Source organism: Mycobacterium sp., assembly GCF_035633495.1.
Lineage (GTDB): Bacteria > Actinomycetota > Actinomycetes > Mycobacteriales > Mycobacteriaceae > Mycobacterium.
The window spans coordinates 1-12886 of record NZ_DASQEU010000010.1 but is presented as its reverse complement, the minus strand read 5'-3'; the positions used below and the strand labels follow the sequence as shown (position 1 = coordinate 12886).

Genomic DNA, 12886 nt, shown 5'->3' with positions numbered 1-12886 from the left:
ACGTCAACGGACCGCCAACCAGCCTTGCGTGTGGCGGTAGAACGTCGACCTCCGCGCCGGGCGGGCGGCCTTCACGCCGTCGCGAACCACCAGCACACCGGTCGTGCCGAGCTGCGCGACCCGGCCGGTGACCCATCGTCGCGGCCTCATCCGGCCGGTGAGCGGGCTGGCCCGCAGGCCCGGCAGCCCGAGCGTCGGCTCGATCCGCACGCCCGTCACCTCGCCGTCGAAGAGCAGCGTGTCGTCGACGACCGCCTCGCCCGCGACGGTGCGCGCAGCCTCGTCGGGAGGCAGCCAGTAGCCGACCCGCACGAGGACGGCGCCCGTTTCGTCGCGGATCAACGGAACCCGTCGCGCGGCCGCGGTGCGTGCCCGCCGCGCCGCCCAGCACGATCGGACGAGTGCGACTTCGACGTCGAGTCGGTCGGCGCGCAGCAGCCTGGCCAGCACGACCGCGAGGTCGGCGTGCGTTCCCAACACGATCAGTCGCCGCGCCCCGGACGTGGCGTCGACGTCCTTCGGATCGGTGACGTCGACGACGGACAGCTCGGCCAGGGGTCGGGGCACACGCCGCTCGCCGAAGCGCAGCACGACGACATTCGGGGCGGTCAACGCACTCCTTGCAAACAGCCGGGATCAGGTCGGATAGGGTGTGTCACCGGCTGTCACAGTATTCGAGGCAGATAAGCGGGAGAAACGCCATGCCGGCAATCGTCCTCATCGGCGCCCAGTGGGGCGACGAGGGCAAGGGAAAGGCCACCGATCTGCTCGGTGGCCGCGTCCAGTGGGTTGTTCGTTACCAGGGGGGCAACAACGCCGGGCACACCGTCGTCCTGCCCGGAGGTGAGAACTTCGCCCTTCACCTCATTCCGTCGGGCATTCTGACGCCGGGGGTCACCAACGTCATCGGCAACGGTGTCGTCGTCGATCCCGGTGTGCTGCTCACCGAGCTCATGGGTCTCGAGGACCGCGCCGTCGACACCTCACGGCTGTTGATCTCGGCCGACGCTCACCTGCTGATGCCGTACCACGTGGCGATCGACAAGGTGACCGAGCGCTACATGGGCAGCAAGAAGATCGGCACGACGGGCCGCGGTATCGGACCCTGCTATCAAGACAAGATCGCGCGCATCGGCATCCGCGTCTCCGATGTGCTGGACCCGGACTCCCTGACTCAAAAGATCGACGCCGCACTGGAATTCAAGAATCAGGTGCTCGTCAAGATCTACAACCGCAAGGCGCTCGATCCGGACGAGGTGCGCGACGCGCTGCTCGAGCAGGCCGAAGGTTTCAAGCACCGCATCGCCGACGCCCGGCTGCTGCTGAACGTCGCACTCGACGACGGCGAGACGGTGCTGCTGGAGGGCTCGCAGGGCACGCTGCTCGACGTGGACCACGGCACGTATCCCTTCGTGACGTCCTCGAACCCGACGGCGGGCGGTGCTGCCGTGGGGTCGGGCATCGGGCCGACCAGGATCACGACGGTGCTGGGAATCCTGAAGGCGTACACCACGCGCGTCGGTTCGGGTCCCTTCCCGACGGAACTGTTCGACGAGTTCGGCGCGTACCTGTCCAAGACCGGCGGTGAAGTCGGCGTCACCACCGGGCGGGCCCGGCGCTGTGGCTGGTTCGACGCCGTCATCGCCCGCTACGCCACCCGCGTCAACGGGATCACCGACTACTTCCTGACCAAGCTCGACGTACTGTCCAGTCTCGAGACCGTGCCGGTGTGCGTCGGTTACACCGTCGACGGCAAGCGCACCAACGAGATGCCGATGACTCAGAGCGACCTCGCCCGCGCCCAGCCCGTCTACGAGGAACTGCCGGGCTGGTGGGAGGACATCTCCGACGCACGCGAGTTCGACGACCTGCCCGCCAAGGCGCGCGATTACGTGCTGCGGTTGGAAGAGCTTGCAGGCGCCCATGTTTCGTGCATCGGCGTCGGGCCCGGCCGTGAGCAGACCATCGTCCGGCGTGACATCCTGGCAGTCACGTGAGCGAGCCGACCGACCCCGATTACGACCACCACGGCGGGTTCCCCGTCTTCGAACCCGCAACGCCGGGGCCGGGATTCGGGCGGTTCCTGTCGTCGATGCGAAGGTTGCAGGATCTCGCCGTATCGGCCGATCCGGACAGCGACACGTGGGTCGACGCGGCCGCCCGCGTCGAGGAACTGGTCAAGTTGCTTGACCCCTTCGAGGCGGCCGAGGGTGTTGGTCCCGCCAACCGGGTGCCCACGCTTCCGGGATCGGGCAGCCTGTTGATGCCGCCCTATCGCATCACCAGGTTCGAGGCCGACGGTGTCGAGTTGGGCGTGCAGTTCAGCCGCTTTCACGTCGGGGGTAACTCGGCCGTTCACGGTGGGGTGCTCCCGCTGCTCTTCGACTCGATCTTCGGCATGGTGATTCATGCCGCGGGGCGTCCGATCAGCCGCACCGGCTTCCTGCACGTCGACTACCGCAACGTCACGCCGGTCGACACTCCGCTGAGCGCGCGGGGCTGGATCCGTTCGGTCGAGGGCCGCAAGGCTCTCGTCAACGCCGAACTGCTTGGTCCCGACGGCACGCTGTGCGCCGAGGCGAACGGGTTGATGATCCGATTGCTGCCCGGCCAACCCTGACGCACCGCTCCATGGCCGCGAGTTCTGCGGCAAGGCCGTGCTCGGCGCGATTCTGCGACCCTGGCGCAGAAGTCGGTGAGAGCATGAGCCCGTGACCGACGCCGCCGCCCAGCGACATCTCCGCAAGCTGTCGACTCCGCGCGCGGCGGCGGTGGCCGGGGTGCTGTTCGCGGTGTTGTTCGCGGCCGCGTTGATACTGATCCGCACGACGCTGCCCGAGCACCCCGAGGTGGGCGCCCAATGGATCGAAAGCGGTCGGGCCAGGATTCGCGTCGCGGCCATCCTCATGCCGTTCGCCGGCATCACGTTCCTGTGGTTCATCGGCGTCGTGCGCGACGGCTTCGGTCGCTACGAGGACAAGTTCTTCTCGTCGGTCTTCATCGGCAGCGGACTGCTGTTCCTCGCGATCACCTTCGTCGCCAGCGCAGTGGGCGTGGCCCTGTCGTCGAGCCATTCGTTCGCCACCGACGCGGCCGCGCACGCCGACATCGTGGCGTTCGGGCAGGTGCTGATGATGACGTTGACCAAGACCTACGCGTTGCGCATGGCCGCGGTGTTCATGGTGTCGTTGGCCACCATCTGGCTGAAGACGAGCCTGATGCCGCGTTGGCTGGTGATGACGACCTACGCCGTCGTGGTGGCGCTGTTGATCGCCGCGGACGTCAGCATGTGGATCACTTTGGCCTTCCCGGTGTGGGTGCTGATCGTCAGCCTGTTCGTGCTCAACCGGGCGGGCGTGATCGACCTGCACCCCGGCGACGAGGAACCCAGGGCGTCACGCGAGGCGTAGCACCGACGCCGGGCAGATGTTGACCGCCTCGCGGGCGTGGTCCTCCTCGGCCTCCGGCACGTCCTCGGCCAGCAGCACCACGATGCCGTCGTCGTCCTGATCGAACAACACATCGGAGATCATCACGCAGTTTCCCGACGCGATGCACGCGTCGTGATCGGCTTCGAGTCTCATGTCCACCTCACTACCAACTCACCAACAACGACCGTAGTCCGTAGATGAAGTGAAACGAGCGGAACTGGACGTCGTCGAAGTCCTCGGCGAGCGCCAAGTTCGGGAAGCGGTGCAGCAAGGCGGGCCACGCGATCCGCATCTCCATCCGCGCGAGCGGAGCGCCAAGGCAGTGATGCACCCCGTGACCGAAGGCGAGGTGCCCGGGCACGCCGCGACGGATGTCGAGAGTGTCTGGCGCAGCGGTGAATTCGGGGTCGCGGTTGCCCGACGGGAGTGAGGCGACGACCAGCTGTCCGGCGGGGATCGGCACGCCGGCGACCTCAACGTCGGCAGTGGTGATCCGGGGGATCGACGTCTGCACGATCGACAGCCACCGCAGCAGTTCTTCGATCGCGGGGCCGATGGCGTCCGGATCGTCGCGCACGGCCGCCAGCTGGTCGGGATGACGCAGCAGCGCGAGGGTGCCCAGCCCCAGCATGTTCGACGTCGTCTCGTGGCCGGCCAGCAGCAGCAGGCTGGCGATGCCGATGAGCTCGTCGTCGGTCAGCTCGGTGCCGTGTTCGCGGATCAGCATGCCGAGGATGTCCTCGCCGGGGTGGCTGCGGGCCCGCGCGACAAGGGACTGCATGTACGCGCGGCCCTGGCGCTGCATCTCGAACCGCTCGGGGATCGGCAGCGACAGGTCGAGCTGGCGAGCGGAACGGGCCTGGAAGTCCGCGCGGTCCTCGTAGGGCACGCCCAGCAGCTCGCAGATCACCAGTGACGGGATGGGCAGCGCGAAGTGCTCGACGAGGTCGGTGGGCGGCCCGGCGGCCTGCATCGCGTCGAGGTGCTCGGTGACGATTTCGGTGATCCTGGGTTCCAGCCGCTTGATCCGCCGGATGGTGAACTCCGGGGTCAGCATCCGGCGCAGCCTCTGATGTTCCGGCGGGTCGAGGCCGAGCAGGTTGCCCGCCCGAGCGCTGGCCTGTTCCTCGTCGGGCATGACAGGGGCGCCGGGAATCACGAACCCGGGTGGCCGGGTGTTGGAGAAGTGTTCGTAGTCGGACAGCACCCGCTTGACGTCATCGTGCCTGGTCACCAGGTACACCGTCATGCCGAACGCGTTGACGACGGTCTGGACTCCGGCGCCCTGCCGAATCTCGCCGAGCTCCGGCGTGGGATCGAAGGCGTCGCGGCGCATGTGCACTGGTGGCAGCGAGGGGGCCGAAGCGGTCATGCATTCGACGGTACCGATGGTTCCGAATCAATCGCCGAACGCGCCCCGCAGTCCCCCTCGGCATCGATCAAGATCGGCAAGTGTGGACATGGGAACTAGACTTGTGCTGGAACCAGGTGGTAGGGGGGTCGGCCAAATGATGCGCAGCGGAACCGATCACGCCACCGATCGCCTCGCGCTCGAGCGACTCATCGGCGCCGATATTCGCGAGCTGACGTCGGAGTCGGATTGGATCTCCCGCGCGTTTGCTGAGCAGAACAACGTGTCCGCCAACGAATTTCGTGCCCTGCTCTTCGTCATGATCTCCGAGACCAGGGGTGTGCGGATGACTGCAGGCGATCTCCGCAAACAGATGGGCCTGTCGGGTGCGGCGATCACGTATCTCGTCGAGCGGATGACCGAGGTCGGACATCTGCGCCGCGAGGCGGACCCTGCCGATCGACGCAAGGTGATCCTTCGCTACGGCGAGCACGGCATGGAATTGGCGCGCGCGTTCTTCACCAGCCTGGCTCAGCACAGCCACGGCGCCATGGCCGACCTGCCGGACTCGGATCTCGAGGCGGCGCACCGCGCGTTCGCCGCGATGGTGGGAGCCATGAAGAGATTCCGCGCCGACCTGGTGTCGCCTCAGACGTCCCAGGCGCACCTCTAGTCGCGGTCGAGCGTCGCCTCCTCCAGATCGAGGCTCCGAAGCACCGACCTCAGGACCTCGTCGTTGATCCTGCCTGCATCGCGCTCGGCGATGAACGTCTCCCGTTCCGCCTTGAGCATCTCGAGTCGGAGGCGCCGGAATGCCGCCGCGGGGCCTTCGCCGATCTCATCGTCGCCGCGGCCCAGCTGCTCCCACGCGGAGTTGCTGCGACGGTCGTTCCAGTGCCGGAGGATGGTGGCGGCGCGTTCGGGGACGTCCGACTCCGCACGTTGTGCGGCCATGATCTCGTCGAGTCGGTCGGCGGCCGCCTGGGCGGCCTTGGTCTGGGCCGCGGCCTCGTCGAGGGCGTCCTGATGGGCGTCGTCGCCCTGGACGTCGAGCACCCTGATGATCCAGGGCAGGGTGAGCCCGTGCAGCAGAAGCGTTCCGACGACGACCACGAAGGTCAGGAACACCAGCTGCGCTCGGCCGGGAAAGGGATCACCCGACAAGGTGCTGACGGGCACGGCGAACGCGGCGGCCAGTGACACCACGCCGCGCATCCCCGCCCACGCGACGATGAAGACCTGTGCCTTCGTCGGGGCTTCCTCGTTCTCCCGGATGCGTCGGGACAGCTTGCGCGGCACGTACGCCATCAGGAACACCCAGATGATTCGGACGCCGATCACCGTCGCCAGCACCGCCGCCGAAGCGATGGCCAACACCGAGGCGGAGATCCCTCTCAGTTCGGCGACCACCGTCGGCAGCTGCAAGCCGATCAGGAGGAACGCGAACGACTCCAGGACGAACTGCAGTGTCTTCCACACCGCGGTGTCCTGAAGTCGGGTGGCGTAGCTGGCCTTCGTCGAGCGCTGGCCGATGATCAGGGCCGCCACCACGACGGCGATCACGCCGGAGCCATGCACCTCCTCGGCGAGCAGGTAGATGAAGAATGGCGCCACCAGGCCGAGCGCGCTCTCCACCAACGAGTCGCCGAGCCAGGATCGGACGTACACGATGAGCGAGCCCATGGCCCAACCGATCACGGTGCCGCCGACGGCGGCGAGGCCAAACGTGAACAACGGCGTGCCCCACGTGGCAGCCGTACCGATCGCCGCCGCGAGCGCGACCTTGTAGGCCGTCAGCGCCGTCGCGTCATTAAGCAGGCTCTCGCCACCCAGCAGCGTCATGATCTGGCGCGGAAGTCCAAGCCTGCGGCCGATCGCCGTCGCGGACACCGCGTCCGGCGGTGCGACGATCGCGCCAAGCGTGAGTGCCGCGGCGACCGTCAGCTCCGGCACCGTTTGATATGCGACGATACCGACCGCGAACGTCGTGACCAGGGGCAGCCCGACTGCCAGCAGACCGATCCTGCGGGTGTTCTTGCGCAGCGCGACGTAGCTGCTCTCGAGTCCCGCCGACCACAGCAGCGGCGGCAGGATGACGAACAACACCAGATCGGGCTCGAGTTCGATGCCGTGCACGCCGGGGATGAGGCCCGCCAGCAATCCGGCCACCACCAGCGCCAACGGCCCGGACACGTCGTATCGGCGCGCAATACCGGCGAGCAGCACCGACACCACGAGGACCGCAAGCAATGAGGCACCACCCACGCTGCCAAACCTCCTGTCTGGGACCCGACCGGGACCGCCCTATTGTTGACGGCATGCGGAGGAGAACGCGACAGCGCGACAGGAATTCCCCGCCGTCGCCCCGGACGTGCGAGCACCTGGCCGAGGCTGACGATGCGGCCGCGCCGGAACCCCTCACACCGGGCATGTGCCAGGAATGCGATGAACTCGGTGAGAGTACCTGGGCTCACCTGCGGATGTGCCTGACGTGTGGGCACGTCGGATGCTGCGACTCGAGCCCGCACAAGCACGCCAAGAGGCACTTCCACGAGACCGACCACCCCGTCATGCGTTCGGTGGAGCCCGGCGAGAACTGGCGATGGTGCTACGTCGACATCCAACTGGGTTGATCGGTCTGGCAGGGTGGACAGGCAATGAGTGAAACCACCGATCGTTCCAACTCCGTCCTGCTGCTCGGTGCGGGCGACACCGGTCCCGACCTGGCCCTGGCGTTCGAGCGGCTCGGCGTCGCCGTCACGCGCGTCGAGGAGTGCCCTGACGGTGCCGCGGTGGCAACCCTGCTCGACGAGCATCAGCCCGACTACGTGGTCGCCGTGTCGGCGGACGTCTCGCCGGCGGTGCTCATCGCCGCGGCCGAGCGGGAGTCCGTGGAGGTCTTCCCGACGCCGCGCGCGACCCGGCTCGGCGCGGATCGCGAGGGGCTCCGCAAGCTGGCGGGCGACGAACTGGGTCTGCCGACCGTGCCGTTCTGGTTCGCTTCGTCGGCCGAGGAATTGGCCGCGGTCGCCGGGCACGCCGGTTTCCCGTTGGTGGTGACTCCACTGACCGGCACGGTGACCGACGGCCAGTCGGTCCTCACGCGGCCCGACGACGTCGAGCCGGCCTGGAAGCGCGCCTTCGCCGCGGGCCCGGCCTGGTCCAATCGGGTGATGGCCGAAACCGTCGTCGACGTGGACGACGAGGTCACGCTGCTCACCGTGCGCACCACCGAAGCGTCGGGACCCGCAGTGCAGTTCTGCGAACCGATCGGGCACCGGCGAGCCGAGGGCGCGCCGCTGGAGACGTGGCAGCCGCACCGATTGTCACTCGCGGCCCTCGATGCCGGGCGATCAATCGCGGCGCGCATCGTCCATTCGCTGGGCGGCCGGGGCGTGTTCGCCGTCGAATTGCTGGTACGCGGCGACGAGGTGTACTTCGCCACCGTCGACGCACAACCATTCGACGTCGGGCTGGTGACCCTGCGCTCGCAACGACTTTCGCAGTTCGAGCTGCATGCCCGGGCGATTCTCGGGTTGTCCGTCGACACGATCATGATCTCGCCGGCGGCCGCGGAGGTGGGCACGCGGCGGAACGTCCCCGGCAGCGCACTGGTCGAGGCCCTGGACGTGCCCGAGAGTGACGTGCGGCTGCTGGACACGACGTCCGTCGCGATCGCGACCGCCCCCGACGTCGTGCGTGCCCGCGATCGAGCGCATCGGGTGTCGACCGTGCTGCACGGACTCGGATCGTGACGGACTCGGGGCCCATCCAGCTGCCAGAGCCAGAACCCGACCGCCCGACCATCGCACCCTTCCTAGGTGCGCTGGTGGTCATCACGATCGTCGTGATCGCAATCGTTTCGTTCAACGTCTTCGGGTCGAAGACCACCACGACCGGAGATCAGGTGGCTCGGGCGGCCGTCGGTCAGAACGACGCGCTGCAACGCCAGGACTACTCCGCATTCCGCGAGTTCACGTGCCGCGCCGAGCGGGGCGCCGAGGCGGACTTCCTGGCCCGCCAGCGCGATTCGGTGGCCGAGAACGGGGAGCGCTACCTCGACGACGTCACGGACATTCGCGTCGACGGTGACCGCGCCTCGGCGACCGTCACGTACCACTTCGACAAGACGGCGGAAACGAAGTCTCAAGCCGAGCTGAGCTTCGCCCAGGAGGACGGGGCGTGGAAGGTTTGCTCCAGCTAGATATGGGACACTCGCGGTCGTGAGTTATGCGGGAGACATCACCCCTGAAGAGGCGTGGAAGCTGTTGGTCGACGACCCCGAGGCCGTGCTGGTCGACTGTCGGACCGCAGCCGAGTGGCGCTTCGTCGGCGTGCCCGACGTCTCTTCGTTGCAGCGCGACGTCGTGTACGTCGAGTGGAGCCGCACCGACGGCACGCACAACGACGGGTTCGTCGACGATCTGGTGGCCGCGGGAGTGACGCCCGGTGAGCGCCCGTTCATCTTCCTCTGTCGCTCCGGCAACCGGTCCATCGGCGCGGCCGAAGCCGCGACCGAGGCGGGAATCGCGCCGTCCTACAACGTGCTCGACGGCTTCGAGGGCAACCTCGACGACGAGGGACATCGCGGTGGGACGGGCTGGAAGGCCATCGGCCTGCCCTGGAAGCAGTCATGAGCGGTTCCGAGGATCAGCCCGTGCCTTCGGTGCGGATCCCGAAGCCACTGCCGGACGGCGTGAGTCAGGCGACCATCGGGGTGCGCGGTGGCCTGCTGCGGTCCGAGTTCGAGGAGACCTCCGAAGCTCTGTACCTGACGTCTGGGTACGTCTACGGCTCGGCGTCCGATGCCGAGAAGGCGTTCACCGGTGAGATCGACCGCTTCGTCTACTCGCGTTACGGCAACCCGACGATCGCGATGTTCGAGGAACGGCTGCGTCTGATCGAGGATGCGCCCGCCGCCTTCGCGACGGCGACCGGAATGGCCGCCGTGTTTACCTCCCTCGGTGCTCTGCTGGGAGCCGGCGATCGGCTCGTCGCCGCCCGGAGCCTGTTCGGCTCGTGCTTCGTGGTCTGCAACGAGATCCTGCCGCGGTGGGGCGTGGAGACGGTGTTCGTCGACGGCGAGAACCTCTCCGAGTGGGAGGAGGCCTTGTCGGTGCCGACTCAGGCGGTGTTCTTCGAGACGCCGTCGAACCCGATGCAGTCGCTCGTCGACATCTCGGCGGTGAGCGACCTCGCCCACGCCGCGGGCGCGAAGGTGGTGCTGGACAACGTCTTCGCGACACCGCTGCTGCAGCAGGGCCTTCCGCTCGGGGCGGACGTCGTCGTGTACTCCGGCACCAAGCACATCGACGGTCAGGGGCGGGTCCTCGGCGGCGCAATCCTCGGCGACAAGGATTACATTGACGGGCCGGTGCAGAAACTCATGCGCCACACCGGCCCGGCGATCAGTGCGTTCAACGCGTGGACCATGTTGAAAGGCCTTGAGACACTGGCGGTTCGGGTGGACTACTCGAACAGCTCGGCGCAGCGGGTCGCGGAGTTCCTGCAGGACCATCCCTCCGTGTCATGGGTGAAGTACCCGTTCCTGGAATCGCATCCTCAGTACGACCTGGCCAAGCGTCAGATGAGGGGCGGCGGCACGGTCGTCACGTTCGAGTTGGCGGGCGGCACCAAGGAGCGCGCCTTCGAGGTGCTCGACAAGCTGCGTGTCATCGACATCTCGAACAACCTGGGCGATGCCAAGTCGCTGATCACGCATCCCGCCACTACGACGCACCGTGCGATGGGCCCGGAGGGGCGCGCGGCGATCGGCCTCGGCGACGCGGTGGTGCGGGTCTCCATCGGGCTCGAGGGCACCGAGGACCTGATCGCGGATCTGGATCAGGCGCTGAGTTAGATGTCGCGGTTGAGTGCGGCCAAGAAGGCGCGGCGCAAGAAGCGTCTCGGTGCCCGCAACGACAGCTGGTTGCCCGACGACGTGCACGCCGACATCAGGGGCGTCGCGCGCATCGCGGACGAAATCATTCCGCGCGGTTGGGAATTCGATCGCGACTTCTCGACCGAGGACTTCGTCACCTGGTACTACCCGCCGTCGGGAGTCGAGGTGGACGACGAGGGCGACGAATCCGTGGAACCGGTGACCCGAATCTGGCTCACCGACCCCGAGGAACCGCACGTGATCCTCGTCGGCTCCACCGAGGACGCCACCGACATCGCGCTCACGGTCGAGGCACTGTTCGCGCGGTTGGGCGAGATCGAGTCGCACCGGATCGGCGCCCCGCTGCCGTCCGTCGAGTAGTCCTCCGCGGCCCCTTCGCCCTCGACCTTCCTGGCGAATCCGCGATCAAAAATTATGTTGAGCAGCTAATTCTATTCTCAATGCGATCGGCAGATACCCACCGCTCTCCTACCTGGTTGTCTTTGTTTCTACCAGGTGGTAGCTAACTCGCGAGCCTTTGCCGCGCGCCCGTCGACATCCCAGAAATATGACGTCGCCGTCAAAAGGCGGGTATGTTCGCCGTAGGTTTGTTCGGTGGATCCAGTTTCGATCGGCCACAGCGAACGACCTACAGCGACGGATTTTGGCACCGGGGGAGCAACGGACGTCGGACGAACGCGCTGACGTGCCCGTATAGACCGCCACCGCGCTCGAGCTGGACGGGTCCCTCAATAGAACGGGTCCCTCAATGGAGAGAGAACAGGGTGGTGGCGGGTTGTCCGTGACTGGAGCTTCCTTGGTTGAATCGTCCGCATCGAGTTCTTCGATTTCGAGCATGTTGCGAGATCGGGCGGACCGACAGCCCGACGTGGTGGCGTTCAGCTTCGTCGACTACGAGCTCGACCCCGACGGCTACCCCGAGAGCTTGACGTGGTCGCAGGTCTACCAGAGGACTCGCGTGGTCGCCGAGGAGCTCGCGCTGTGCGGTTCGATGGGGGACCGCGTCGCGATTCTGGCCCCGCAGGGACTCGACTACGTGATCGCGTTCCTGGGCGCGCTGCACGCCGGATTCGTCGCCGTCCCGCTGTCGGTGCCCCAAGCCGGGTCGCACGACGAGCGGGTCTCCGCGGCGCTGCGCGACTCGTTGCCCACCGTGATCCTGACGACGTCGGCGGTCGGCGACGTCGCCCACGACTATGCGGTCGCGATCGAGGGCCACTCCGCACCGCGCGTGGTGGAGGTCGACGCGTTGGATCTCGACGCGTTCGTCGACTCCGAACCTGCTCGAACGGTGCGATCCCGTCCGGCGTATCTGCAGTACACCTCCGGGTCGACCCGGCTGCCCGCCGGCGTCATGGTGTCCCATCGCAACGTCATCGCCAACCTCGAGCAGGTGATGGCCGACTACTTCGAGGACCTCGGCGGGGCGCCCCCGGCAGACTTGACCGTGGTTTCCTGGCTGCCGTTCTTCCACGACATGGGTCTGATCTTCGGGATCTGTGCACCGATCCAATGTGGCTTCTCCGCGGTACTGATGAGCCCGATGGCCTTCCTGCAGCGACCTGCCCGGTGGATCCAGACACTCGCCCAGAACACCCACGCCTTCTCCGCGGCACCGAACTTCGCGTTCGAATTGGCGGTGCGGCGGACGTCGGACGCCGACATGGCTGGACTGGATCTCGGCAATTTGTCGGGCATCATCAGTGGCAGCGAGAGAATTCACACGTCGACCCTGACCCGGTTCAATGACAGGTTCAGTCAGTTCAACCTTCAGAAGACGACGGTAAGACCGTCATACGGCCTGGCCGAGGCGACGGTCTACGCGGCCACCCCCGAGCCGGAGCGGGCGGGCAGCACCGTCCGGTTCGACTACGAGACGCTGTCGGCGGGCCGTGCGACGCGGTCCGAGAACCAGATGACCGGTGGAATCGAACTGGTCAGCTACGGACCGCCGCGCGCGATGACCCTGCGGATCGTCGACCCGGACACCGCCACGGAGAACCCGGCGGACGTGATCGGGGAGATCTGGGTACACGGGGAGAACGTCGCCATGGGGTACTGGCGCAACCCCCAGCAGACGGCGCGCACCTTCGACGCCGCGTTGCTCGATCCCACACCAGGCACACCGGAATCGGGCTGGCTGCGCACCGGCGACCTCGGAGTGATGTCCGATGGCGAACTCTTCATCATCGGTCGGATCAA

Annotated in this window: 15 protein-coding genes; 11 read left to right on the top strand and 4 right to left on the bottom strand. The window is 67.2% G+C overall.

Going from position 1 to position 12886, the window contains the following annotated elements; translation table 11 throughout:
• Window positions 1-3: 3 nt before the first annotated feature.
• On the bottom strand, window positions 4-612 hold the full coding sequence (locus VET27_RS01420; protein WP_526514597.1) for a peptidase M50: 609 nt from the start codon (window positions 610-612) through the stop codon (window positions 4-6).
• Between the two features lie 89 nt (window positions 613-701).
• Here VET27_RS01420 and VET27_RS01415 point away from each other — a divergent pair, with 89 nt between their 5' ends.
• The 3 genes from VET27_RS01415 (at window position 702) to VET27_RS01405 (ending at window position 3410) form a co-directional block, all read left to right on the top strand.
• Window positions 702-1997 (top strand): adenylosuccinate synthase, encoded by a 1296-nt coding sequence (locus VET27_RS01415; RefSeq protein WP_526514596.1) that lies wholly within the window; start codon window positions 702-704, stop codon window positions 1995-1997.
• Window positions 1994-2620 carry a PaaI family thioesterase gene (locus VET27_RS01410; protein ID WP_526514595.1) on the top strand — a complete coding sequence of 209 codons (627 nt, stop codon included), beginning with the start codon at window positions 1994-1996 and terminating at the stop codon, window positions 2618-2620. The genes VET27_RS01415 and VET27_RS01410 overlap by 4 nt, the downstream gene beginning before the upstream one ends.
• 127 nt (window positions 2621-2747) lie before the next feature.
• Window positions 2748-3410: a hypothetical protein gene (locus tag VET27_RS01405; protein ID WP_526514636.1), complete on the top strand. Its 663-nt coding sequence runs from the start codon at window positions 2748-2750 to the stop codon at window positions 3408-3410.
• On the opposite strand, the gene VET27_RS01400 is transcribed toward VET27_RS01405, so the two are convergent.
• Both VET27_RS01400 and VET27_RS01395 read right to left on the bottom strand, forming a co-directional pair.
• Window positions 3396-3584 (bottom strand): ferredoxin, encoded by a 189-nt coding sequence (locus VET27_RS01400; RefSeq protein ID WP_526514594.1) that lies wholly within the window; start codon window positions 3582-3584, stop codon window positions 3396-3398. The genes VET27_RS01405 and VET27_RS01400 overlap by 15 nt on opposite strands.
• Before the next feature lie 10 nt (window positions 3585-3594).
• Window positions 3595-4803, bottom strand: coding sequence for a cytochrome P450 (locus VET27_RS01395; protein WP_526514593.1), 1209 nt, complete (start codon window positions 4801-4803; stop codon window positions 3595-3597).
• A gap of 136 nt (window positions 4804-4939) precedes the next feature.
• On the opposite strand from VET27_RS01395, the gene VET27_RS01390 reads away from it, so the two are divergent.
• A complete protein-coding gene (locus VET27_RS01390; protein WP_526514592.1) occupies window positions 4940-5455 on the top strand; it encodes a MarR family winged helix-turn-helix transcriptional regulator in 516 nt (171 codons plus the stop codon).
• Here the strand turns inward: VET27_RS01390 and VET27_RS01385 are convergent.
• Window positions 5452-7047 carry a Na+/H+ antiporter gene (locus VET27_RS01385; RefSeq protein ID WP_526514591.1) on the bottom strand — a complete coding sequence of 532 codons (1596 nt, stop codon included), beginning with the start codon at window positions 7045-7047 and terminating at the stop codon, window positions 5452-5454. The two genes, VET27_RS01390 and VET27_RS01385, sit on opposite strands and share 4 nt — an antisense overlap.
• Window positions 7048-7100: 53 nt before the next feature.
• Here VET27_RS01385 and VET27_RS01380 point away from each other — a divergent pair, with 53 nt between their 5' ends.
• From VET27_RS01380 to VET27_RS01350, 7 genes are all read left to right on the top strand, one after another.
• On the top strand, window positions 7101-7415 hold the full coding sequence (locus VET27_RS01380) for a UBP-type zinc finger domain-containing protein (protein WP_526514590.1): 315 nt from the start codon (window positions 7101-7103) through the stop codon (window positions 7413-7415).
• A gap of 24 nt (window positions 7416-7439) precedes the next feature.
• Window positions 7440-8537, top strand: coding sequence for an ATP-grasp domain-containing protein (locus tag VET27_RS01375; RefSeq protein ID WP_526514589.1), 1098 nt, complete (start codon window positions 7440-7442; stop codon window positions 8535-8537).
• Window positions 8534-8986 carry an Rv0361 family membrane protein gene (locus VET27_RS01370; RefSeq protein ID WP_526514588.1) on the top strand — a complete coding sequence of 151 codons (453 nt, stop codon included), beginning with the start codon at window positions 8534-8536 and terminating at the stop codon, window positions 8984-8986. Before VET27_RS01375 ends, VET27_RS01370 begins: the two co-directional genes overlap by 4 nt.
• Window positions 8987-9005: 19 nt before the next feature.
• Entirely contained in the window at window positions 9006-9419 is a 414-nt protein-coding gene (locus VET27_RS01365) for a rhodanese-like domain-containing protein (protein ID WP_526514587.1), read from the top strand.
• Window positions 9416-10642, top strand: a complete 1227-nt coding sequence (locus tag VET27_RS01360) for an O-succinylhomoserine sulfhydrylase (protein WP_526514586.1) — start codon at window positions 9416-9418, stop codon at window positions 10640-10642. The genes VET27_RS01365 and VET27_RS01360 overlap by 4 nt, the downstream gene beginning before the upstream one ends.
• Window positions 10643-10651: 9 nt before the next feature.
• Window positions 10652-11044 (top strand): hypothetical protein, encoded by a 393-nt coding sequence (locus tag VET27_RS01355; RefSeq protein WP_526514585.1) that lies wholly within the window; start codon window positions 10652-10654, stop codon window positions 11042-11044.
• A 475-nt stretch (window positions 11045-11519) separates the two neighbouring features.
• Window positions 11520-12886, top strand: a 1367-nt coding sequence (locus tag VET27_RS01350) for an AMP-binding protein (RefSeq protein WP_526514584.1), incomplete at its 3' end; no start/stop codon positions are given.

Bases quoted from the DNA above. Each gene is read 5' to 3' on its own strand.
- VET27_RS01415 (WP_526514596.1), top strand. From the start codon at position 702: ATGCCGGCAATCGTCCTCATCGGCGCCCAGTGGGGCGACGAGGGCAAG.
- VET27_RS01390 (WP_526514592.1), top strand. From the start codon at position 4,940: ATGATGCGCAGCGGAACCGATCACGCCACCGATCGCCTCGCGCTCGAG.
- VET27_RS01380 (WP_526514590.1), top strand. From the start codon at position 7,101: ATGCGGAGGAGAACGCGACAGCGCGACAGGAATTCCCCGCCGTCGCCC.
- VET27_RS01400 (WP_526514594.1), bottom strand. From the start codon at position 3,584: ATGAGACTCGAAGCCGATCACGACGCGTGCATCGCGTCGGGAAACTGC.
- VET27_RS01375 (WP_526514589.1), top strand. From the start codon at position 7,440: ATGAGTGAAACCACCGATCGTTCCAACTCCGTCCTGCTGCTCGGTGCG.
- VET27_RS01395 (WP_526514593.1), bottom strand. From the start codon at position 4,803: ATGACCGCTTCGGCCCCCTCGCTGCCACCAGTGCACATGCGCCGCGAC.
- VET27_RS01360 (WP_526514586.1), top strand. From the start codon at position 9,416: ATGAGCGGTTCCGAGGATCAGCCCGTGCCTTCGGTGCGGATCCCGAAG.